Annotated in this window: 20 protein-coding genes; 4 read left to right on the top strand and 16 right to left on the bottom strand. The window is 71.6% G+C overall.

Annotated features, from left to right (window positions below; translation table 11 throughout):
- Positions 1-181: 181 nt before the first annotated feature.
- The 7 genes from QUY26_RS23915 to QUY26_RS23885 all read right to left on the bottom strand — a co-directional run bounded on the left by QUY26_RS23915 (position 182) and on the right by QUY26_RS23885 (position 6,171).
- Entirely contained in the window at positions 182-1,015 is an 834-nt protein-coding gene (locus QUY26_RS23915; RefSeq protein WP_289950001.1) for a helix-turn-helix domain-containing protein, read from the bottom strand.
- Positions 1,012-1,509, bottom strand: a complete 498-nt coding sequence (locus QUY26_RS23910; protein WP_289950000.1) for a DUF6879 family protein — start codon at positions 1,507-1,509, stop codon at positions 1,012-1,014. The genes QUY26_RS23915 and QUY26_RS23910 overlap by 4 nt, the downstream gene beginning before the upstream one ends.
- Positions 1,493-1,711 carry a hypothetical protein gene (locus QUY26_RS23905; protein ID WP_289949997.1) on the bottom strand — a complete coding sequence of 73 codons (219 nt, stop codon included), beginning with the start codon at positions 1,709-1,711 and terminating at the stop codon, positions 1,493-1,495. The genes QUY26_RS23910 and QUY26_RS23905 overlap by 17 nt, the downstream gene beginning before the upstream one ends.
- A 452-nt stretch (positions 1,712-2,163) precedes the next feature.
- Positions 2,164-3,075 (bottom strand): alpha/beta fold hydrolase, encoded by a 912-nt coding sequence (locus tag QUY26_RS23900; protein WP_289949995.1) that lies wholly within the window; start codon positions 3,073-3,075, stop codon positions 2,164-2,166.
- A 204-nt stretch (positions 3,076-3,279) separates the two neighbouring features.
- A complete protein-coding gene (locus QUY26_RS23895; RefSeq protein ID WP_289949993.1) occupies positions 3,280-4,476 on the bottom strand; it encodes a dipeptidase in 1,197 nt (398 codons plus the stop codon).
- A 4-nt stretch (positions 4,477-4,480) separates the two neighbouring features.
- The gene (gene purE, locus QUY26_RS23890) at positions 4,481-5,023 is read right to left on the bottom strand and encodes a 5-(carboxyamino)imidazole ribonucleotide mutase (RefSeq protein ID WP_289949992.1); all 543 of its coding nucleotides are present in this window, start codon (positions 5,021-5,023) and stop codon (positions 4,481-4,483) included.
- A complete protein-coding gene (locus QUY26_RS23885; protein ID WP_289949990.1) occupies positions 5,020-6,171 on the bottom strand; it encodes a 5-(carboxyamino)imidazole ribonucleotide synthase in 1,152 nt (383 codons plus the stop codon). The genes purE and QUY26_RS23885 overlap by 4 nt, the downstream gene beginning before the upstream one ends.
- 262 nt (positions 6,172-6,433) lie before the next feature.
- On the opposite strand from QUY26_RS23885, the gene QUY26_RS23880 reads away from it, so the two are divergent.
- Positions 6,434-6,994, top strand: coding sequence for a GtrA family protein (locus QUY26_RS23880; protein WP_289949989.1), 561 nt, complete (start codon positions 6,434-6,436; stop codon positions 6,992-6,994).
- 57 nt (positions 6,995-7,051) lie between these two features.
- Here QUY26_RS23880 and QUY26_RS23875 read toward each other — a convergent pair whose 3' ends face one another.
- Both QUY26_RS23875 and QUY26_RS23870 read right to left on the bottom strand, forming a co-directional pair.
- A complete protein-coding gene (locus tag QUY26_RS23875; protein ID WP_289949987.1) occupies positions 7,052-8,368 on the bottom strand; it encodes an ATP-binding protein in 1,317 nt (438 codons plus the stop codon).
- 1,431 nt (positions 8,369-9,799) lie between these two features.
- Positions 9,800-10,477: a response regulator transcription factor gene (locus QUY26_RS23870; RefSeq protein WP_016644465.1), complete on the bottom strand. Its 678-nt coding sequence runs from the start codon at positions 10,475-10,477 to the stop codon at positions 9,800-9,802.
- Positions 10,478-11,022: 545 nt separating this feature from the next.
- On the opposite strand from QUY26_RS23870, the gene QUY26_RS23865 reads away from it, so the two are divergent.
- Positions 11,023-12,513 (top strand): peptide MFS transporter, encoded by a 1,491-nt coding sequence (locus tag QUY26_RS23865; RefSeq protein ID WP_289949982.1) that lies wholly within the window; start codon positions 11,023-11,025, stop codon positions 12,511-12,513.
- Positions 12,514-12,621: 108 nt separating this feature from the next.
- Complete coding sequence (locus tag QUY26_RS23860) at positions 12,622-13,575, top strand: alpha/beta hydrolase family protein (protein WP_289949980.1); 954 nt, start codon at positions 12,622-12,624, stop codon at positions 13,573-13,575.
- 19 nt (positions 13,576-13,594) lie between these two features.
- Here QUY26_RS23860 and QUY26_RS23855 read toward each other — a convergent pair whose 3' ends face one another.
- The 6 genes from QUY26_RS23855 to QUY26_RS23830 form a co-directional block, all read right to left on the bottom strand.
- On the bottom strand, positions 13,595-15,031 hold the full coding sequence (locus tag QUY26_RS23855; protein WP_289955963.1) for a hypothetical protein: 1,437 nt from the start codon (positions 15,029-15,031) through the stop codon (positions 13,595-13,597).
- A gap of 74 nt (positions 15,032-15,105) precedes the next feature.
- Positions 15,106-16,344, bottom strand: coding sequence for a hypothetical protein (locus tag QUY26_RS23850; protein WP_289949978.1), 1,239 nt, complete (start codon positions 16,342-16,344; stop codon positions 15,106-15,108).
- Positions 16,337-17,314 carry a COG1470 family protein gene (locus QUY26_RS23845; RefSeq protein ID WP_289949977.1) on the bottom strand — a complete coding sequence of 326 codons (978 nt, stop codon included), beginning with the start codon at positions 17,312-17,314 and terminating at the stop codon, positions 16,337-16,339. Before QUY26_RS23845 ends, QUY26_RS23850 begins: the two co-directional genes overlap by 8 nt.
- A gap of 39 nt (positions 17,315-17,353) precedes the next feature.
- A complete protein-coding gene (locus QUY26_RS23840) occupies positions 17,354-18,112 on the bottom strand; it encodes an LPXTG cell wall anchor domain-containing protein (RefSeq protein ID WP_289949976.1) in 759 nt (252 codons plus the stop codon).
- Between the two features lie 486 nt (positions 18,113-18,598).
- Complete coding sequence (locus tag QUY26_RS23835) at positions 18,599-19,108, bottom strand: ATP-binding protein (protein WP_289949975.1); 510 nt, start codon at positions 19,106-19,108, stop codon at positions 18,599-18,601.
- A gap of 286 nt (positions 19,109-19,394) precedes the next feature.
- Positions 19,395-19,763 (bottom strand): STAS domain-containing protein, encoded by a 369-nt coding sequence (locus tag QUY26_RS23830; RefSeq protein ID WP_289949973.1) that lies wholly within the window; start codon positions 19,761-19,763, stop codon positions 19,395-19,397.
- A gap of 272 nt (positions 19,764-20,035) precedes the next feature.
- On the opposite strand from QUY26_RS23830, the gene QUY26_RS23825 reads away from it, so the two are divergent.
- Positions 20,036-21,052 (top strand): RNA polymerase sigma factor SigF, encoded by a 1,017-nt coding sequence (locus tag QUY26_RS23825; protein ID WP_436840523.1) that lies wholly within the window; start codon positions 20,036-20,038, stop codon positions 21,050-21,052.
- A 166-nt stretch (positions 21,053-21,218) separates the two neighbouring features.
- On the opposite strand, the gene hutI is transcribed toward QUY26_RS23825, so the two are convergent.
- Positions 21,219-22,388, bottom strand: a complete 1,170-nt coding sequence (hutI, locus tag QUY26_RS23820; protein WP_289949970.1) for an imidazolonepropionase — start codon at positions 22,386-22,388, stop codon at positions 21,219-21,221.
- Positions 22,389-22,705: the final 317 nt, after the last annotated feature.

Genomic DNA, 22,705 nt, shown 5'->3' with positions numbered 1-22,705 from the left:
GAATACGAATGTTCCCATCAACATCCCGGTACGCCGGACGGCTTGGGATCGGGTCCATCCGCCAACCCTGCGGGGCCTTCTGTGTGCCCTTCTTCGGTTCGGTCGGCATGGAGACATCCTCGGACCGTTCAGACCGAGGCTCTAGCGATATGCGCGCCTTGGACTAAAGATCATGAATGGCTCATGCGCGGTACGCAGCAGCCCACTCCCCCAGCTTTGACCTCGCCGCCTCATCGAACAGGGCCAGTTCCTCATAGGATATGAACTCATCGAGGTAGCTACGAACGTCCCTGGGGTCACGGAACACCATTACTCCGGCCGACAGTTCGGCCGTCGCTATCCGCTCGTCGTACACCGTGAAGGTGTTGAGCGGGTTGCCAGGCAGGCTGGTCTCAATAGGGAGCACGCCGAGCCGCACATTCGGCAGGTGAGTGAGGGAAGCTAGCCGGTCGATCTGCACAGCCATGGCCTCACGGGAGACAAAGGGGGACCTGACGGCCTGCTCGGTGAGGATGAACGTGAACCGCTTCGACTTGTCGTACAGGGCTTCCTGACGCTCCAGCTTGCGGGCCACAGTCTTGCTGTGGTCACCAGCGATGTGGGCGAGGCTGGCTCGGATGTACTCCGGAGTGGACAGGAGTCCAGTGATCATTGAGAGAAGGAAGTAGCGGAAGTCCCTTGAAGACTTCTCCAGGCCCGCTAGCTCTTGCTGCTTCTTGTCCAGGCCCTTCCTGCGAAGGTTCCTGGAGTCCTGCCATTCCGTGTTGGCGATCCGGGCGAGCGCCATGACTTCCGCTACCAATGCGGACGGCGCATCCAATGCCCTGAGAATCTGCTCCACGTCCACGAGGGACGGGCGTACTTTGCCGTTCTCAATCCTGCTGATCTTGGACTGAGACATGTTGCAGCGCTTGGCCAGCCGCTCCCCTGGCAGCTTTGCCGTCTTGCGGAGGTTCTTCAGCAGGGCAGCCAGCTCGTGTGCTGACTGCCCTAGCTGCTCTGGCTCGAACGTCACTCCTTCACGTACTCCAGGAATGGCACGGACTCAGCCTTGGCGATCCGCTGGTATTCGATGAAGGGCGCAGGATCACCCTCGTAGAGTTCCCGGCTGATCTGCTTGCCGTCCGAGCGGTAGTGCATGAGCACGATGGTGGAGTGATCGAACATCCAGAAGTCCTGGACATCGGGCAGAGGGTTTTCCCGCTCCGTGATGTCGAGAATTCGGATGTCTTCCCCTGCTGGCGCCTGGTGCTGGTAGTAGCGCTCGAACTCAAACCGCAGATAGTCACTCAGCGGGCGGGAGACGATGTGCACGCGCCCCACATCGAGGGTACGGACCATCTGAATCCACGAGTCCTCGTACGGGCCGGGGAACCGCGCTCCATCCTTGAACGCCGCGAACTCCTCGGCCTCCTGCGGTACGAGGTACTGCGGCAAGGTCTCAAGCCTCCAGGCTTCCGTCTGGAAGTCTCGGAACTTGGCCGCCCACACATCACCATCCAAGAGCACGGAAAGCCTCCCTCAGCACACTCTCAGGGATCTCGACGAGCCCTTCGCCTGCCGGGGGTTGAAAGGCGTCCGATACGCCGCCCTGTACGACGAACGAGCCCGATGCAGTGCGGTAGACGTTGGGGCAGTCGCCCTGTCCGCAGGGTCCACCATTGCCGTTCTCGTCCACGCCGGTGAGCCTGGTCAGTTCCTCACGTGCCATGACACAACCCCCAGGGTCTGTGAGTGGTGCACTGACCGTACGGAGGCGCGGGCACACCCGTCTATGCACAGACGGGACTATGCGCGTGTTGGCATAAACAGGTCCGAGGCGGCAGGCTCCCAAGGCACCGAAGGTCGTCAAGCAGGTGACCGTGAGCCCTAGGGAGACAGGGTAGTCATGTGGCCAGCACATGATCAGCGGAGGTCGAGAAAGACTCCAAGGGGGTCGGCTTCGCGATCATGGGGAAATGCTGGGGAAGCACCCCACAGAGAGGGTGTCTCCGCAGGTCAGAGCCATGTTGGCTGTAAAGCACGCAGATTTATGAGGGCACGAACCAGGTACAGCGGATCGTGATGGCACGGAACTGCCGTAGTTCCGTCGGTCGCCCCACCGCACGAGACGTCGCCCTCTCCCCGCGCCGGGGAGAGGGCGACGCGTGTGTCCGGGCGGGGTCAGGCGAAGAACTCCATCAGTTCCTTGGTGACCAGTTCCGGCTGCTCCTCCGGCAGGTAGTGGCCCGCGTCCGGGACCGCGCGCACCACCGCGTCCGTGCCGTGCCGGGTGAGGCTCTCGCGCAGGTAGTCGAGGTTGGCCTCGCCGGCGAGACCGAGGAGGGGGGCGCGCACCGGCTCGTGCGTCGCGAAGTCGGCGATGTCCTGGCGGAAGGCCTGGTACCAGGCGTTGCCCGCGCGGAGGGCGTCCGGTGTGGAGTACGCCGCCGCGTACACGGCACGGGAGCGCGCGTCGATCGACGACTGGTCCTTGAGCATGTAGCCGAACAGCCAGTCGTTGAAGACGCCGATGCGGCCGTCGAGCAGCTGCTCCGGGAGGCCCTTGACCTGGTTGAAGGCGAACCACCAGAGGTAGTAGCCGGGGCCGGTCTCCCAGTCGGTGCCGGGCTCGGCCGTGGGGAGCATGGGGATCCTGAGGAAGTTCTGGTCGGGGTGGGCCACGTCGAGGAGGGCCACCTTGCGGGTGGTCTCGGGGTGATTGGCGGCGACGGCGTACGCGACCATCGCGCCGATGTCGTGCCCGACGAGGTGCGCGCTGTCGTGGCCGAGGCGGCGGATGAGTTCGTGGATGTCGCGTGCCATCGTCTTCTTGTCGTAGCCGGACGGCGGCTTCGCCGAGCCGCCCATCCCCCGCAGGTCCACGGCGATCACGCGGTAGTGGCGGGCCAGCTCCGGCATGATCTTGTGGAACTGCCACCAGGTCTGCGGCCAGCCGCCGAGCAGCACGAGCGGTTCGCCGCTGCCGCCGGTGACGTAGTGCAGCCGGGTGCCGTTCACGTCGGCGTGCGCGCTGGTGAATTCGCCCTCCAGGAAGGCGGCAAGGTCGCGGTCGGTCAGCGGTGCGTCGGTCATGTCGTTCTCCCCCAGGGGTGCGGCGGTACCCGTCGCCAGTTTTAGACTGATCAGTTCATTACTTGGCGAGCGATGGGGCCCGCCTTCGACGCGAGAACGCCAACTCATTTAGATCGACCAGTCCAGAACTAGGCGTGAAAACGGGGCGCGGCCCGAACAGCCGCGCCCCGCAGTCCTGTTGAGCTGGTGTGAGCCGGCCGGCCCTCAGCCGTCCAGCTGCTCTAGCGTCGCGATCGACGGACCGCGCCGCGACTGCTCGTCGCGGGCCACGTCCTCCGCCGCGCCGAGCACCCGCACCGCGTTCTGCCAGGTCAGCTTGGCGAGGTCGGGCTTGGACCAGCCGCGGTCGAGGAGTTCCGCGATCAGGTTCGGGTAGCCCGCGACGTCGTCGAGGCCGGACGGGGTGAAGGCCGTGCCGTCGTAGTCGCCGCCGATGCCGATGTGGTCGATGCCCGCGACCTCGCGCATGTGGTCGAGGTGGTCGGCGACCGTGGCGGCGGTGGCGATCGGGCGCGGGGTCGACTCCTCGAAGGCCGCGTGCACCTTCATCGCCTCGGGGGTGGTGTCGAGGTGGTGGAAGCCGTGGGCGCGCATGTTGTCGTCGGCGGCGAGGGTCCAGTCGACCGCCGCCTGGAGCACGAACTTCGGCACGAAGGTCGCCATCGCCACGCCGCCGTTCGCGGGCAGCCGCTCCAGGACGTCGTCCGGGATGTTGCGCGGGTGGTCGCACACCGCGCGGGCGGAGGAGTGCGAGAAGACCACCGGCGCGACCGAGGTGTCCAGGGCCGCCCGCATCGTCGTCGCCGCGACGTGGGAGAGGTCCACGAGCATCCCGACGCGGTTCATCTCCCGGACCACCTCGTGGCCGAACGGGGAGAGCCCGCCGACGCCCGGCTCGTCCGTCGCCGAGTCCGCCCAGGCGATGTTGTCGTTGTGCGTGAGCGTCATGTAGCGCACGCCGAGCGTGTGCAGCGCCCGCAGCGTGGCCAGGGAGTTGTTGATGGAGTGGCCGCCCTCGGCGCCCATCAGGGAGGCGATGCGGCCCTCGCGCCGGGCCGCCTCCATGTCGGCGGCGGTGAGCGCGGCGCGCAGGTCCGCGGGGTAGCGGGCGAGCAACTGCCGTACGCAGTCGATCTGTTCGAGCGTCGCGCTGACCGCCGAGTCGCCCGCCATGCCCGTGCGGACGTACACCGACCAGAACTGCGCGCCGACGCCGCCCGCCCGCAGCCGCCCGATGTCCGTGTGCAGGCGGCCCGTCTGGTCGGCGGCGATGTCGAGGCGGTCGATGTCGTACCCGGCCTTCTCGCGCAGCGCCCATGGCAGGTCGTTGTGACCGTCGACGACGGGGAACTCCGCGAGCAGGGAACGGGCTTCGGCCAGGGATTCGGGCAGCGTGGTCATGCGCTCACTTTCCCGAGCCGAAGCCGAATCCGGAACCCGCGCCCTCGACCTTGGCGCGAAGGCGCTTGCCCTTCTCCGTCGCCTGGTCGTTCAGCTCCTGCTGGAACTCCCGCATCCGGCCGAGGAGTTCCTCGTCGTGCGCGGCGAGCATCCGGGCCGCGAGCAGGCCGGCGTTGCGGGCCCCACCCACCGAGACCGTGGCGACGGGCACGCCCGCGGGCATCTGCACGATGGACAGGAGGGAGTCCATCCCGTCCAGGTACTTCAGCGGCACCGGGACACCGATGACCGGCAGCGGCGTGACCGAGGCGAGCATGCCGGGCAGATGGGCGGCGCCGCCCGCGCCCGCGATGATCGCCTTCAGACCGCGGTCCGCGGCCTGCTCGCCGTACGCGACCATCTCGCGCGGCATGCGGTGCGCGGAGACGACGTCGACCTCGTAGGGGATCTCGAACTCGTCGAGGGCCTTCGCGGCGGCCTCCATCACGGGCCAGTCGGAGTCGGAGCCCATGACGATGCCGACAACGGGGGCAACGGGAGAAGTCATTCGGTGATGGTCCCTCTGAGGTAGTCGGCCGCGTGACGTGCGCGCTCCAGCACGTCGTCAAGGTCGTCGCCGTAGGTGTTGACGTGACCGACCTTGCGGCCGGGCTTCACGTCCTTGCCGTACATGTGGATCTTCAGCTGCGGGTCGCGCGCCATGCAGTGCAGGTACGCGGCGTACATGTCGGGGTAGTCGCCGCCGAGGACGTTCGCCATGACCGTCCACTTCGCGCGCGGGCGGGGGTCGCCGAGCGGCAGGTCGAGGACCGCGCGGACGTGGTTGGCGAACTGGGAGGTGACCGCGCCGTCCTGGCTCCAGTGGCCGGAATTGTGCGGTCGCATCGCGAGTTCGTTGACCAGGACGCGGCCGTCGGGGGTCTCGAACAGCTCGACCGCGAGGTGCCCGACGACGTCCAGCTCCTTGGCCACGCGCAGCGCCAGCTCCTGGGCCTGCCCGGCGAGCTCCTCGCTCAGGTCGGGCGCGGGGGCGATCACCGTGTCGCACACGCCGTCGACCTGGCGGGACTCCACGACCGGGTACGCCACGGCCTGCCCGTGCGGCGAGCGGACGACGTTCGCCGCCAGCTCCCGTACGAAGCCGACCATCTCCTCGGCGAGCACCGGGACGCCCGCGCGGAACGGCTCCTCGGCCTGTTCGGGCGAGCGCACGACCCACACGCCCTTGCCGTCGTACCCGCCGCGCACGGTCTTGAGGACGACGGGGAAGCCGTCACCCTCCGTGGCCCCCTCGGCCGCGAAGGCCACGACGTCCGCCGGGTCCTTCACGATGCGGTGGCGGGGGCAGGGCACCCCCAGCTCGTCCAGCTTCGCGCGCATCACCCCCTTGTCCTGGGCGTGCACCAACGCGTCGGGCCCCGGGCGCACGGGGATGCCGTCCGCCTCCAGGGCCCGTAGGTGCTCGGTGGGTACGTGTTCGTGATCGAAGGTGATCACGTCGCAGCCCCGCGCGAAGTTACGCAGCGTGTCGAGGTCGCGATAGTCGCCGATGACGACGTCGCTGACGACCTGCGCCGCGGAATCCTGCGGAGTGTCACTGAGGAGCTTGAACCTGATGCCGAGCGGGATGCCCGCCTCGTGTGTCATACGAGCGAGCTGCCCCCCGCCGACCATGCCGACTACCGGGAACGTCACACCCACAGGGTATCGGCCATCCGGGAGCGGCCCGATTCCGTGCGCGGGCGTCACAGGGGTGCCACGGAGTGACGCCGTCCACGAGCGCCGACACAGGCCGCTGGTTAGCATGGCTGGGTTGACGCGAACGAAATGACGGATCGGCCGGGAGAACGACGGATCGACTGGGGAAACAGACCGGCGATGCGCACGCACACCACCCGCTCGACATCGATCCCGTCGACGGACCACACGTAATCGACGGGGGCTGGGGCGACCAACCATGACGGAGCGCGGCGCACTGAGGGTGCGGTTCGACCGACTCGCACGTGAAGTGGCCAAGTTCGGGGCCGTGGGGGCGGTCGGAACGCTGGTCAACTTCGCCGTGTTCAACCTGGTGCGGCACCTCACGGACCTCCAGGTGGTGCGCGCGAGCGTCATCGCCACCGTCGTCGCCATCGCCTTCAACTACGTGGGGTTCCGGTACTTCACCTACCGTGACCGCGACAAGAGCGGCCGCACCAAGGAGCTGACGCTCTTCCTGCTGTTCAGCGCGGTCGGCCTGGTCATCGAGAACGGCGTCCTGTACGTGGCGACGTACGGCTTCGACTGGGACAGCAGGCTCCAGTCCAACGTCTTCAAGTTCGTCGGCATGGGCATAGCGACGCTGTTCCGCTTCTGGTCGTACCGCACCTGGGTGTTCCGGACCCTCCCCGCCCGCGAGGCCGTCGCGCATGCGGAATCGTTCCTGGAGGACCTGGAGGACCTGGAGGAAGGGAAGCGGGCGCCGGGGGGCGAGGAGGGGCGTACGAGTACGGCTTCGGGGGCTCGGGGGCGGGGCTGAGGGCCGCTCGCGCGGGGCGGAGCGAATGGGGCTCCGGGGCCGGCGCGTGGGCTCGGCTCAGCGCACCGTGCCCTCCGGAGCATCCGACTCCGCATGATTCTTGCCGTCTCTGCCGTCGCTGCCGTCCTTGCCGTCCCGGTACGCCGGCGTACGGGACAGGAAGAGCCCGAACACCGGCGGCTTGCCCTGGAGCATCTCCAGGCGGCCCCCGTCCGCTTCGGCCAGATCCCGGGCCACCGCGAGGCCGATTCCTGTCGAATTGCGACCGCTGATGGCGCGCTCGAAGATCCGCGCGCCGAGGTCGGCGGGCACGCCGGGGCCGCTGTCCGTGACCTCCACGACGGCCTGGTTGCCGGTCACGCGGGTGCGCAGGGCGACGGTGCCGCCGCCGTGCATCAGCGAGTTCTCGATCAGCGCGGCAAGGACCTGGGCGACCGCGCCCGGGGTGCCGACCGCGTGCAGATGGCGCTTGCCGGAGCTGACGATGGCGCGGCCCGCGCTGCGGTAGGCGGGGCGCCACTCCTCCAGCTGCTGCTTGATCACCTCGTCCAGGTCGAAGGTGACGGCGGAGCCCGTGCTGGGGTCGCGGGAGTTGGTGAGCAGCCGCTCGACGACGTCCGTGAGGCGCTCGACCTGCGTGAGCGCGACGGTGGCCTCCTCCTTCACCGTGTCCAGGTCGTCGGTGAGGGTGATCTCCTCCAGGCGCATGGAGAGGGCGGTCAGGGGGGTGCGGAGCTGGTGGGAGGCGTCGGCGGCGAGGCGCCGCTCCGCGGTGAGCATGCGGGCGATGCGTTCGGCGCTGCCGTCCAGGACGTCGGCGACGCGGTCGAGCTCCGGGACGCCGTAGCGGCGGTGGCGGGGGCGGGGGTCGCCGGAGCCGAGGCGTTCGGCGGTCTCGGCGAGGTCGGTGAGGGGGGAGGTCAGGCGGTTGGCCTGGCGTACCGCGAGCAGGACCGCGGCGACGATGGCGAGGAGGGCCACGCCGCCGATGATGAGCAGGGTGCGGCCGACCTCCTGGGTGACGGCCGTACGGGGCTCCTCGACCGTGACCTCCTCGCCCTCCTCGCCGCTCCGAGTGGCGCGGATCACGTCGCCCGTGGGGCGGGTGCCGACCTCGATGGCGGCGCGGCCCGGGATCTCGATACGGGCGTAGCGGTCGGTGTCGACCTGCTTGCGCAGCACCTCTCCGCTGACGCGCTCGTCGCTCAGCAGCCTGCTGTCCACGATGCCCGCGAGGCGCAGGGCCTCCGAGTCGACCCGCTCCTGGGCGCTGTTGCTGATCGTGCGGGTCTCGACGATCACCAGGGAGACGCCGAAGACGGCGATCACCACGAGTACTACGGCGAGGGTCGAGTTGATGAGGCGACGACGCACGGGGCCCTCCGGCCGGGCAGGGGACGGACCACCCCAGTGTGCCCCTCACCTGGGGTCCGCTGGGCCATCGCGCCCCTGCGGCAACCGCCTCCGCCGCTCCGCGGCGGGTTGCTCCCACCCGCCCACCCACACCGTCGAACCCGCCTCACCGCCGGCGGCGGGCCTGGCCGGACGCACCCCGGCCCGCACCCACCGCTCGGGCACCCACGCCCCGCCCCAGAGCACCGCAGGCCGGAGGCCCACCCCCCGGCAACCGCCCCGCCACCGCTCCGCGGCGGCTCTCTCCCACCCACCCACCCGCCCTGCCGAACCCGACGCACCGCCGCGGCACCACCGGGCTCGGAGCTGTGGGCGCCGGGTCACTCGGGGCGGGGGGGGCGGTTCGGCGGGGGGGGAGAGTCGGTTCGGCGGGGGGGCAGTTGGGCGGGGGGGAGGGACTCGGTTGGGCGGGGGCGGTGGTTCGGCGAGGGGGGGCGGTTCGGCCGGGGGGTGAGGTGGTTCGGCCGGGGGCGAGGTGGTTCGGCGAAGGGGGGCGATTCCCCGGAGGGAGGCGATTCGGCGAGGGGGGCGGTCGGGTTCGGCGGAGGGAGTCGGTGGGTTCGGCGGAGGGCCGGGGCCGACAGAAGTGGGCGGCCGGGTGGGAGACGCCCGGCCGCGCAGCGGGCGAGCGGTGGGGTTGCCGAGCGCAAGCAGGTCCACCGGCGAGCCGGGGCGGCCAGCCTGCAGGGCGGTGGCGCCGGGGCGGGCCGGGGCCGACAGCAACGGGCAGGCGGACGGGTGGGAGACGCCCGGCCGCGCAGCGGACCGGCGGCGGGCTCGCCGACCGTAAGCGGGCCCACCAGCAGAGGCGGGGGCGCGGCCAGCACGCACGGCAGCGCCCCCGACGGCGAGCCGGGGCCGACAGCAACGGGCAGGCGAACGGTGGGGTTGCCGAGCCCAAGCCCCGGGAGGGGGCAGGCAGCACGCACAGGCAGCAGCCCCAGCAGCAAGCCGGGGCCGACAGCAACAGGCAGGCAGCAGACGCCCGACCGCGCAACAGACCGGCGGCGGGGCTGCCGAGCCCAAGCAAGCCAGCAGCCCCAGCGGGCGCGGCCAGCACGCACGGGCAGCGGCCCCAGCAGCAAGCCGGGGCCGACAGCAACGGGCGGGCGGGTGGGAGACGCCCGGCCGCGGAGCGGGCGGGCGGTGGGGTTGCCGAGCGCAAGCAGGCCCACCAGCAGAGGCGGGGCGCGGTCAGCCCGCAGGGCGGTGGCGCCGGGGCGAGCCCGGAGACACCGGCCACAGGCAGACGGCAGGAGCACCGGCCACAGGCAGGCCGCAGGCGGACCGGCCTCCGGGCAGGTCGCGGGCGGACCGGCCGCCGGGCAGGTCGTCCCCGGGGACAGGCTGGTGCGGCCGGGGACGCGGAGTGGTGGAGGCCCCCGGCCAGGCTCAGCTCTTCTCGAAGCGGAACCCGACCCCCCGCACCGTAGCGATGTACCGCGGATTGGCCGCGTCGTCGCCGAGCTTCTTGCGGAGCCAGGAGATGTGCATGTCGAGGGTCTTGGTGGAGGACCACCACGTCGTGTCCCAGACCTCGCGCATCAGCTGGTCGCGGGTGACGACGCGGCCCGCGTCGCGGACGAGGACGCGCAGGAGGTCGAACTCCTTGGCGGTGAGCTGGAGTTCCTCCTCGCCCATCCAGGCGCGGTGCGACTCGACGTCGATGCGGACGCCGTGGGTGGCGGGCGGCTGGGCCGGTTCGGTGGCGCCGCGCCGGAGCAGGGCCCGGACGCGGGCGAGCAGTTCGGCGAGGCGGAACGGCTTGGTCACGTAGTCGTCGGCGCCGGCGTCGAGCCCGACGACGGTGTCCACCTCGTCGGCGCGGGCGGTGAGGATGAGGATCGGCACCGTGTGGCCCTCGGCGCGGAGCCGGCGGGCGACCTCCAGGCCGTCCATGCCGGGCAGGCCCAGGTCGAGCACGACCAGGTCCACGCTGCCCTGCAGCCCGGCGTCGAGGGCGGTGGGACCGTCCTCGCGCACTTCGACCTCGTAGCCCTCGCGGCGCAGTGCGCGGGCCAGCGGCTCCGAGATGGACGCGTCGTCCTCGGCGAGCAGTACACGGGTCATGGGGTGATGGTAGTCCGCGCCGGACCAGCGCAGGAGGGTGATCGCCGGACGGCTCCACGCCCCCTGCCACGCCCGCGCTCCCCCAGGACCGGAGGAACACGTTCCACCGGGTGCTGCGTGAGATCCTTGGGGTGGCCTCGCGTACACCTTGGAATGTGGGCTGTTGGTTCCTTCGTCACCTGTGATCCATATCTCAAGTCCTTCCAAATCCCGCTCTGTCGTGGCGTATGGTGGCGAGACGCCTGTAGCACTACTCAAGGACCTTTGGCCCGCTATTGCGCGCCAAGGGTCGCTTTTGTGTGTGGGCCGGTGCTGTCTTCACCGGCCTTCGCAAGGAATGACCTGTGGTCGGGCCCCGCACGCGATGATGCGTCCCGGGGTGTGGATCTCGGTGTCACCGTCCCTCGTGTTCCACGGACACCGTGGCACCAACCCCTCCTCAGGCGTGCGGGGTGGGCGGCAGGACACCGGTGCCGACCGCCCCCCACCGGGCGCGCCCGCGGTCCCCCGCCGCAAGCCGCGTCCCGAACCACGAGGATCGACCCATGGCGTCCAGCCTGACGAAGGACTCGGCCAGCACTCCTGGTTCCGAGAAGACCTTCTTCGGCCACCCCCGCGGCCTGGCCACTCTCTTCATGACCGAGATGTGGGAGCGCTTCAGCTTCTACGGCATGAAGGCCCTGCTCCCCCTGTATCTGGTCGCCCCCGGCGGCATGGACATGGACGCCGCCACGGCGACGGCGATCTTCTCGATCTACATGGCGATGGTGTACCTGCTCGCCATGCCGGGCGGCTGGTTCGCGGACCGGCTGTGGGGCCCGCGCAAGACGATCACGATCGCGGCCCTGGTGATCATGGCCGGTCACATCACCCTGGCGCTGCCCGGCAAGGCGGTGTTCTTCCTCGGCCTGGTCCTGGTGGCCATCGGCTCCGGCCTCCTGAAGGCCAACATCTCCACGATGGTCGGCCACCTCTACGACGGCCCGGACGACCCGCGCCGCGACGGCGGCTTCACCGTCTTCTACATCGGCATCAACCTGGGTGCCTTCTTCGCCCCGCTGGCCATCGGCACCGTCGGCGAGAAGGTCAACTGGCACCTGGGCTTCGCCCTCGCCGCCTTCGGCATGGCCCTCGGCCTCGCCCAGTTCCTGCTCGGCGGCCGCCACCTGAGCGAGCGCAGCAGCGTCGTCCCGAAGCCGGTCGACCGGCCGGAGCTGATGGGCCTGCTGCGCAAGGCCATGCTGTGGATCATCGCCGCCGTCGTCTTCTACGGCGTCACGATCGCCACCGGCGTCTACACCCTGAACTGGGCCATCGTCCCGATCACGGTCGCCGGTCTGGTCATCCCGATCTGGGTGCTCGCCCGCATCAAGCGGGACAAGGAGCTGGACCAGGTCGAGCAGTCCCGGATGACGGCGTACATCTGGTTCTTCGTGGCCGCCGCGGTCTTCTGGATGATCTACGACCAGGGTGCCTCCACCGTGGCCCTGTTCGGCAAGAACTCCACGGACACCTCGATCTTCGGCTTCGACTTCCCGGTCTCCTGGTACCAGTCGGTCAACCCGGTCCTGATCATGGCCCTGGCCCCGGTCGCCGCCTTCCTGTGGATGGCGCTGAACCGCCGCGACAAGGAGCCGACCACGGTCGTGAAGTTCGCGATCGGCCTGGTCATCACCGGTGCCTCGTTCTTCCTCTTCCTGCTCCCGCTGTCCATGGCGGGCGACGGCGAGAAGGTCGGCGCGTACTGGATGGTCGCGATCTACTTCATGCACACCGTCGGTGAGCTGTGCGTCTCGCCGGTCGGCCTGTCGGTCACGACGAAGATGGCCCCGGCGAAGTACGCCTCGCAGATGCTCGGCGTCTGGTTCCTCGCCGTCACCGCCGGTGACTGCACCACCAGCCTGCTGTCCACGGCCGGTGTGAACCTGAACAAGACCGGCGTGGTCGCCATGGAGGCCACTCTCGCGGTCGTCGCGGGTATCGCGGTGTACATGTACCGCAAGAAGGTCAAGGCGCTCATGGGCGAGGTCAACTGACACCCGCCTGAGGCCGTTCGTACGAACTGAGGGCCGCCGCACCACCCGGTGCGGTGGCCCTTGGCGTTTCCGGGGGCGTGCCGACGGCGCCCGGTGGACCATCACCCCATGACCGTGCGCCACCGCCTGACCGCGCGCCACCGCCGCCCGACCGCGCGCCATCGCCGTCCGGCCCCGGGCCACCGCCCCGCGAACCTGCGCCGCGCGCTGCTGACCCTGTCCCTGTGCGGCACGCTCCTGTCCGCCAGCGTCGCCGCCGAGGCCACGCCCGAGGCTCCCCCGCCGGGCCGGGTCTTCTCCTACGGCGAGCACGCGCGCCAGACCGTGACCGTGTACGGCCCCTCCGGCGGCAAGCGGCCGTCCCTCGTCGTCCTGCACGGCGGGTCGTGGGCGCGGGACACCGACTGGAGCGGCTGGTCACGGTGGTTCGCGGCCCGGGGCTTCACCGTGTACGAGACCGACTACCGGCTCTCCTCGGACGCCGTCTGGCCCGCCCAGCGCACCGACGTCCTCGCCGCCCTGCGCTGGATCGCCCGCCGCGAGGGCCCCGGCGCGCCCCGGCCGGTGCTGCTCGGCTCGTCGGCGGGCGGCCATCTCGCGGTGAGCGTGGGCGCGTACCGCGACGGCCGCGCGTACGTACGCGGGGTCGCCGCCCTGTCCCCGGTCGCCTCGCCGTACCGGGCGTGGACGGACGGGGCGGGGCCCGGCGCCCCGGCCCGGCAGCGGGCGCTGCGGCAGGCGGCGAAACGTCTCGCCGGATGCGACCCGGACACCGGGGGGCGGCGCTGCTGGGAGCGCTGGGGCGACCTGACGGCGGCCTCGCACGCCTCGGGCGCCCGGGACGCGCCGCTGTACCTGGTGCACTCGGCCGGTGACTACGTCCCGCCCGCGCACTCCGCCGAGCTCGCCGCCGCCCAGCGCAGGGCGGGCCTGCGGGACGTGACGGAGCGGACCCTGCCGGGCTCCGCGCACGGCGGCCCGCTCCTGAAGGCGCCGGGGCTCGCCCGGGACGTACTGGCGTGGCTGCGGGCGCACACGGGCACCCGCAGCCACCAGCCCTAGCCGAGGCCGTCCCGGTGGCTCAGCGCAGCCACCCGCGGCGTCCGCGCGGCAGGAACGTGAACACCGCGCCGCCGAGCAGGATCGCCGTCCCCGCGACCAGGCCGAGCGCCCGCAGCGCCCCGTTGTCCTCGGCGCCGGTGTCGGCGAGCCCGCCGCCCGACGTCGCCGTGCCGCCCGCCGAGCCGGAGCCGCCCGACGTACCGCTGCCGCCCGTGCCACCGCTGCCCGACGAGCCGCCCGAGGAGCCGCCCGAGGAGCCGCCGGACGCGCCGCCCGGCTGCGCCGACGTGTCGAGTTCCAGGGACACCTCGGTCTTGGCCGGGGTGCAGGTCGTGGTGGTGCCGAGCGCCTTCACGGTGAGGACGCCCGGGGACAGCGTGGACTTGCCGTCGGCGCCCGGCTTGTACGTGCCCTTGAGGTCGGGGATGGTGATCGGGGCGCCGGACTTGATCGGCTCCTTGTTCGCGGGGCCCTCGACCGGCACCGTGCCCTTGTCGGCGCCGCCCAGCTTCACCTGCATCGACGGGGTGACTGAGTTCGCGGGGATGTCGGCGGGGCTGTCCATCACGGACTTCTTGAACTGCACGGTGAGGCCGTAGCTCCCGCCGTCCTTCTTGGCGTTGATCTGCACCGGCGAGGTGGCTTCCTTGTCGCCGATGGGGGTCTTGCACCGGTAGGGGATCTGGACTTCCTTGCCGGGGAAGTCGGTCTGCCCGTCGCCGCCGCCGGTGGACCCGCCGGAGCCGCCGGACGTGCTGCCGCCGGAGCTGGATCCGCCGGCGGTCGTACCACCGCTGTCCCCACCGCCGGACGCCGAACCACCGCTGGAACCACCGGAGTTGCCACCGGACGTGGACCCGCCGGAGTTCCCGCCGGAGTTCCCGCCGGAGTTCCCGCCCGACGCGCTGCCTCCAGAGCTGCCGCCCGAACTGCCGCCGCCCTCCGTCACCTTGATGGTCGCCGCGGCCTTCACGGCCTCCTCCGGCTTGCACTTGGTGTCCGTGGAGATGGGCTTGTTGACGTTGATGTCGTACGCGTCCGGGGTGAGCGTCACCTCACCCGGCTCGGTCAGCTTCAGCCTGCCCTTCATGTCGGACAGGAGCATCGGGCTGCCCTTGGGGATCGGCGGGTTGGTCCGCGTCCCCTCCAGCTTCAGGTCGCCGCTCTGCGCGCCGCCGACCTTGATCGTGCCGGTCGGCAGGACCGTGTCCTTGCCAAGGTCGAGGATGTCGGGGTTCTTGGACGCGGCCTCGACGGTCTTCCACACCACCTCGACCTCGTCGCCGACCTTCGCCTCGGCGGGCACCTTGACGTCGACCTTCGTGGTGCCGCGCACCGGCGGCAGGTTGGAGATCGGGGGCGGTACGCACTCGGTCCTGTACGCGACCTCCGCGGCCTGCGCCGGACCGGCGGCGGCGAGCAGGGTCCCGCCCACGAGCCCCGTGCCGCCGAGCATCAGGGCGATGCCGGCCGCGGTCGCTCTCGTACGGGGTGGTGCCGCTCCCGCCGCCCTCGCGCTCCGTTTCCCGCTCATGAGGTTCCCTTCGTCGTGGGGCCGTTGTCGGACGGTGCGGAGAGCTGTCCCGCGGGTGCGCCCGGATCGGCGTCCGGGCTGAACCAGGGCAAGGTGGTGGTCGCCCCGGGCGCGGCCGGGGGCGCGGTGGTGTCGCGGGCGGGGGTCACGGCCGACTGCGGCAGGCGCAGCCGCGGCAGGCGCAGGGTGAACTCGCCGACGCGGGAGGTGCGGTGGCGGCCGGGCGGTCGGCGCCGCCGGTCGGGGCGGAGCCGGTCGACGAGGACCATGCCGATGCGGAAGACGGCCGCGGGCACGACGACGCAGAGCAGGATCCAGAACAGCGTGACGCCCCAGGGCCGGCCCACGCCCCACGGCTGCTCGGCCAGGACCCGGTCGGCGTACCGCAGCGACACCAGGTAGTCGCCGTGCGCGCCCGCCGGGAGGTCGACCGACAGTTCGATCCGCGCCTTCCGGCCCGGCGCGATGGTGCCGCGCCACTGCTGTTCCTCCCACTGCGGGGCGAACACGCCGTGCGAGGTGCCGACCTGGAACACCGGGTCCTTGACCGGTACGGAGCCGACGTTGCCGACGGTGAGGACGAGCCGTCGCGACGGCGGGGCGCCGAACCAGGTGAGGAGCCCGCTGGACCCGTCGAGCCGGGTGTCCGTCAGGACGGACAGCCTGCCGCCGCCCTGCGGCCGCGCGGGCAGCGGCCGCACCGGGTGCCCGGCGACCTTGAACGCCGCGTCCGCCGCGGCCTTCTCGCCGGTCACCGTGGCGACGTGCACGACGCACGGGCAGGCCTCCGGGGGCTCGGCCACGGGCAGCGCCTTGCTGAAGGTGCCGTCGGCGTCGGTGGTGACGGCCCGGCCCCGGGAGTTCGCGCAGGAGTTGGTGCCGCCGGGCACGCCGACGGCGGGCGTGGCCTGCCCGCACACGAGCATCATCAGGAGGGCTCCGGGCCGCCAGCCCGTGCCCTTCACGGTCACCGAACCGCCCGTTCCCGCCTGGGACTTGGAGAGGGTGACGGTGGGCTTGTCGGCGGCGCGGGCGGGGGCGGGCGCGGCCAGGGCGCCGCCGAGGGCGGCGAGCAGCAGCACCAGGGTCAGGGCGGCACGCAGAAGGACGCGTCCCGCCGCGTCCCGGCGGGCTCGCGCCGACCCACGACGGGCTCGCGCCGACTCACAGCGGTCCCGTGCCAACTCGCAGCGGGCTCGCGCCGACCCACAGCGGTCCCGTGCCGACTCAACCATCACCGCAGACCTCCGCCCGCCGACGCCGACGTACCCAGACAAAGCCCCCCACGACCACCGCGGCACCCCCGACCGCGCTCCCCACGACCTCGGGCCACGGCACGATCAGGGCGGAGGCGCTCGCCCGCTCCGCCACCCCGCCCGCCGCGGTCACCGTCAGGCGCACGTCCACCGAGTCGAGCGCGGGCACCCCGTCCCAGGGCTCGCTCAGGGACACCCGCCGACCGGGCGCGAGTTCGCTCGGGACCTGCCGCGCCCGCCGGTCGAGCAGTTCGCCGAACATCCCGTCGGCCCGCACCACGACCTGCGGCGCGAGCACGGTGGTGCCGCGGTTGACCAGGTCGTACGAGATCCGGCGCGCCCCCGCGTCGACGCGCACCCGCTCCACGGTGAGCGCGGCGAGCGCGGGCCCGCTCACCCGCAGCCGCACGGCGACCCGCGCGTCCCGCCCGCCGCCGCGCGCCACGACCTCACCGAGGCGGTCTCCGGGCGCGGCACCCGGCGGCACCGTCACCGTGAACGGCACCTCGGCCCGTGTCCGCGGCGGCACGGTCACCTGGCGCCGCGCGAACGCGAGCCACTTTCCGGTGCCCGCGGGTCCGGCGCCGCGCAGGGTCACGGTGCGCGGGGCAGCGCCGGGGTTGGTGACCGACAGGGTGTCCTTGAGCACGGCGCCGGGGGCGCCCTCCGCGTAGAAGCAGGGCCGTCCGTCGGACCGCGCGGCCCGCGAGCCGCTGCCCGCGGAGGGCGCGATGGACCAGGCGGTACCGCTGTCGACGACGCTCTCGACGCGGCTGCCGACAGCGCCGTGACCGACGTCGACGGCGCGCACCGGGCCACCCGCCTCGGCGGCACGCGCGCCCGGCGCCGGTGCCGCGCACCACGACGCGAGCAGCACGGCGGCGCCCGCGCACAGCGCCCGCGCCCCGCGCGCGCTCCACGTCGACGGCATCAGCGGCATCGGCGGCATCGGCGGCTCCCCGTGTTCGCACCCGGTCTCCGGGAAAGGTCAGCGCGACCGTGCCGCCTGGTTGCGCCGGGTCAGCCAGAGCACTCCTGCGGCGCCCGCGAGCAGCACGGTGCCGCCGAGGGTGCCGAGGGCGATGGCGGAGTCGGTGGGTCCGGTCTGCGGGAGTTCCTCGCCGCCGGCCTGGTCGCCCGAGCCGGACCCGGCGTCGGAACCGGAGCCGGAACCCGAGCCGGCCGTCGAGCCCGCTCCCGTGTCCTGACCGGAACCGCCGGAACCGCCGGAGCCGCCGGTCCCCTTGACGTCCAGGGTCAGGGACGGCTTGGGGTTGTTCGCGGGCGTACACGTCGTGGTCGTACCGAGCGCCTTGATCGTCAGGACCCCGGCCGTGAACGTGACCTTGCCCGACTTCTTCGGCGTGTACGTGCCCGACAAGTCGCTGATCTTGATGGGGGTGTTGGCCGGGATCGCCGCCGCGTTGGTGGGTCCGGAGACCGCGACCGTGCCGCTCTCGGCGCCGCCCAGCTTGATCACCGCGCTGGGCTTCATCGCGCCCTTGCCGAGTTCGACGGGGCTGGAGGAGACGCCCTTCTGGAAGGACATCGTGAGCTTGTAACCGCTGCCGCTCTTGACGCTCTTGATGTCGATGGGCGAGACCGCCCCCTTGTTCCCGATGGGCGTCTTGCACTGGTAGTCCACGTCCTGGACCTCGGCCTGGGCGGCGGGTGCGGCAAGGAGCAGAGCCGATCCGGCCATGGCCGTGGCGAGCACGAGCGCGGCCGTCTGTTTCTGGTACGACACCTCGTTTTCCCCTCATGCCGGTGGTGCGGGCGAGTCCGTGCCGCTGTGCGAATTTACTGACGGCACATCAGATTTGGCGCTCAAGGTACGCCCGGGGCCTTGCCGAGGGAAGACAAAGGACGCGCCGGATCCGTGCTGATCCGACGCGTCGGGGGAAGCGGGGCGGCGGCCGTTCGGCGACGGCGGCCGGGGGCGCGAGGGCGCCGGGGTGACGGAAGGGGCCCGGGGGGCGGGGGCCGGATGGCCGGAAGCCGGGGGCGGGGTGGGGGCGAATCCAGGCGGGGCTGTGCGCGGTGGCGTGGACCGGAGCGAATGGATCCGGGCGGTCCGAAGCGAATGGATCCGGGTGGACCGGAGCGGATGGATCCGGGGGGATCCGGAGCGAATGGATCCGGGCGGACCGGAACGGATGGAACAGAGCGGAGCGGGGTGGGTGGAGCAGGGCGGAAGGGGGGGTGGAGCGGCGTGGCGGGCTCGGTGGGCGCGCTAGCCCGGCGCGCCCAGCTCCGCCCAGACCGTCTTGCCGGTCGACCCGGGTGTGCGCACGACCCCCCAGTCGAGGCACAGGCGCTGCACGATGAACATGCCGTGCCCGCCGGGGCGGCCGGCGCGGTGCGGGGTGCGCGGCGCGGGCTGGCCCGCGCCGCGGTCGGAGACCTCGACGCGCAGGGTCTTGCCGTCGCACGAGAGCCACAGCTCCTCGGGGCCCTCCGCGTGCAGGCACGCGTTGGTGACCAGCTCGGAGACGACGAGCAGCACGTCCTCGGCGGCGGCGCGGCGGTCGGCGCCCGCCGCGGGCAGCCAGCCCCAGGCGTGCAGCGCCTCCCGGGTGAAGTCGCGCGAGAGCGGCACGACGCCGCTCGCCCCGTTCAGGCTCAGCCTGCGGACCTGGCGGCCCCCGGACTCCGGGGTGGCCGCGGGCGCGGGAGCATCCGCGACGGCGGCCTCCGACTCCGGGCCGCGGTCGCCCGGCGAGTAAGGCCGGGTGGTGCTCATCAGCACTTCACCTCACCGACAAGAGGACTGGACAAGGGAGGAAGTGCGGCGACCGGCGGACCCCCGCCCAGCTGCCTTCCCGGCCGCTTGCCGTTCTGACTTTGACTTGATGAATGACTTGAATGACTTGATGGATGTGGACGACGGACTCAGAGTCTCTCCTGCCCTGTCGAATCGCCCGGACACCCATGGATTCTGCACGAACCGTGTGACGCTGGTAACGCAAAGATCACACAGCGACAACTGACGCGTAACTCTTTGCGCCATGCGCGAGAATCACCCCGACTCAGTCGGCCAGTGCCGCTTCGAGCGTCTCGTGGACGGTGAAGACGGCATCGGCTCCCGTGATCTCGAACACCCGGGCCACCACCGGCAGCATCCCCGCCAGGTGGACCCCGCCCCCCACGGCCTCGGCCTTGAGCCGGGCACCGAGGAGTACGTTCAGTCCCGTCGAATCACAGAACTCGAGTCGTGAGCAGTCGACCACGAGGCGCTGAAAGCCGTCGTCGACACAGGCCTCAAGCGGCTCGCGCAACAGATCGGCGGTGTGGTGATCCAACTCACCCGCCGGGGTCACCACGGCGCTGCGGCCCTCTTTCCGGACTTCGACCAGAAGCCGGCCCCTATGTGCACTGCCGACCGTCCCGCGGTCCATGCCGTCACTCTCTTCCCGACCGTCGTGGGCTGTTTACCGCGCGCCGAGACGCACGGTGACGCCCCTGAACATTACGCCTTCCCTACGGCCTCTGGTAGCCGAACAACCTCCAGAATTCGGACATTTCACCACAGAGCGCACTTGCGACTCCGACGCGGAAGCGGGTAGGGGTAGAAGAGACACCAATCGACACGGACGGCCATGGAGGCGCCGCACACCGCAGTGCACGTAGTGGCATCGGCAGCCATATGCCGAGAACGATGGAGGAGACCATGTCACCCCGGCTCGACGAATCGCGCACTGACCAGGCGACGTCGACACCCCCGCCGAACCGCACCCAGGCCCACAGGGCCCCCGGCATCCCGGGTCCCGCCCACGAGGGCGCACGGGCCGCGACGGCCGAGCCCCCGCTCGCCGACGGCGCCTGCACCGCTGCCGCCCCCGCCACCCTCGACGACGAGCGGGCCGAGCACATCGCCGAGAGCCTGTCCGGGCTCCCCGAGATCCCCCCGTACGACGAAGTGGCGCCGCTGGACGCCCGCGCGCTGTCCAAGACCCTCTTCGAGCGCCTTGAGTCCCTCGAGGAAGGCACGCACGAGTACGCGTACGTGCGCAACACCCTCGTCGAACTGAACCTCGCCCTGGTGAAGTTCGCCGCCTCCCGGTTCCGCTCCCGCAGCGAGCCGATGGAGGACATCATCCAGGTCGGCACCATCGGCCTGATCAAGGCGATCGACCGCTTCGAGCTCAGCCGCGGCGTCGAGTTCCCCACGTTCGCGATGCCGACGATCGTCGGCGAGATCAAGCGTTTCTTCCGCGACACGTCGTGGTCGGTGCGCGTGCCGCGTCGGCTCCAGGAGCTCCGCCTCGACCTCGCCAAGGCGGGCGACGAACTCGCCCAGAAGTTCGACCGCGCGCCGACAGTGGCCGAACTCGCCGAGCGCCTCGGCATCTCGAACGAAGAGGTCGTCGAGGGCATGGCCGCGTCCAACGCCTACACCGCGAGCTCCCTGGACGCCCAGCCCGAGGAGGACGACTCCGAGGGCGCGCTCGCCGACCGCATCGGCTACGAGGACCACGGCCTCGAAGGCATCGAGTACGTCGAGTCCCTGAAGCCGCTGATCGCCGAACTCCCGCCCCGGGACCGGAAGATCCTCTCCCTGCGCTTCGTCGCCAACATGACGCAGTCGGAGATCGGTGAGGAACTGGGCATCTCGCAGATGCATGTGTCACGGCTGCTCTCCCGCACGCTGGTGCGGCTCCGCAAGGGGCTGACGCTGGAGGAGTAGCGACGTCCGCAGCGGACACGCGAACGGCTTGGGGGCCGCCCTGATGGTGGGCGGCCCCCAAGCCGTTCTGCGTCTCTGCGTCTCTGTGTCTCTGTGTCTCTGTGTCTCTACGTCTCTGTGTCTCTGCGTCTGCGGGCTCCTGCTGGTCCGCGGGCCCGCGGACCCGTCAGCGCACCCGTGTGCCGCGCTGCCACACGGCCGACACCAGCGGTACGCCGGGCCGGTACGCCAGGTGGACGTGGCTCGGGGCGTCCAGGAGGGCCAGGTCGGCGCGGGCGCCCGGGGCGAGGCGGCCGACGTCCGTGCGGCGCAGGGCCGCGGCGCCGCCCGCCGTGGCCGCCCACAGCGCCTCGTCCGGGGTCATCCCCATGTCCCGTACGGCGAGGGCGATGCAGAAGGGCACGGAGGACGTGAAGGACGAGCCGGGGTTGCAGTCCGTGGACAGGGCGACGGTGGCGCCCGCGTCGAGGAGGCGGCGGGCGTCGGGCCACTCGGCGCGGGTGGAGAACTCCGCGCCGGGCAGCAGGGTCGCCACCGTGCCGCTGTTGGCCAGGGCGTCCACGTCCGCGTCCGTCAGGTGCGTGCAGTGGTCGGCGCTCGCCGCGTCCAGCTCCACGGCGAGCTGGACGCCCGGGCCGTAGCTGAGCTGGTTGGCGTGCACACGCGGGTGCAGGCCCTTCGCCTTGCCCGCCGTGAGGATCGCCCGCGCCTGGTCCCCGTCGAACGCGCCCTTCTCGCAGAACACGTCCACCCAGCGGGCGTGCGGCGCGCACGCCTCCAGCATCTCGCCGGTCACCAGGGCCACGTACGCCGCCGGGTCGTCCGCGAGGTCGGGGGACACGATGTGCGCGCCCAGGAACGTCACCTCGTCCGTGTGGCGGGCCGCGATGCGCAGGGCGCGGGCCTCGTCCTCGGTCGTCAGGCCGTAGCCCGACTTCGTCTCGAACGTCGTCGTGCCCTGGAGCAGGGCCTCGCGGAGGTAGTGGGTGACGTTCGCCTCCAGCTCCGCGTCCGTGGCCGCGCGGGTCGCCGCGACCGTCGTGCGGATGCCGCCCGCCTCGTACGGGCGGCCCTCCATGCGGGCGTTGAACTCCTTGGTGCGGTCGCCCGCGAAGAGGAGGTGGGAGTGGGAGTCCACGAAGCCGGGGATGGCCGCGCGGCCCTGCGCGTCGTACGTCTCGTCCGCCGACGGGGCCTTGGCGGCCGGGCCCACCCAGGCGACGGTCTCTCCGTCCAGGACGACGGCGGCGTCCTCCACGAGGCCGAGGGGGCCTTCGCCGAGGGCGGGGTCGTTGGTGACGAGGCTGGCGATGTTGGTGAGGAGGGTGGTGGTCATGGTCCTGTCCGTGGGGTGGGGGGGGTGAGGGGCGGGGGCCTTGCCGGGAGCTCCCCACTCCCACCCCTTCCCGAAACCGGGGCTCCGCCCCTGGACCCCGGGGTGGGTGTCCCCTCCGGGTGGGACAGCCACCGCCGGATCGCCGCTTCGCGGCTCGTCCTCAAGCGCCGGACGGGCTGGAACGGGCCGGGCTGTTGGCCAGATGGTGCAAGTTCGGGCGGGCGGGTGGGCGGGTGGGAGAAAGCCCGTCGTGGGGTCCCCCTGCCCCTTGAGAGCTTGGGGGAGGTCGAGGACGAGGCGGGGAGCGCCGACAAGCG

The organism is Streptomyces flavofungini, from assembly GCF_030388665.1.
GTDB lineage: Bacteria > Actinomycetota > Actinomycetes > Streptomycetales > Streptomycetaceae > Streptomyces > Streptomyces flavofungini_A.
Note: the sequence above shows the minus strand (reverse complement) of the source record. Positions and strands in the feature narration are given on the sequence as shown.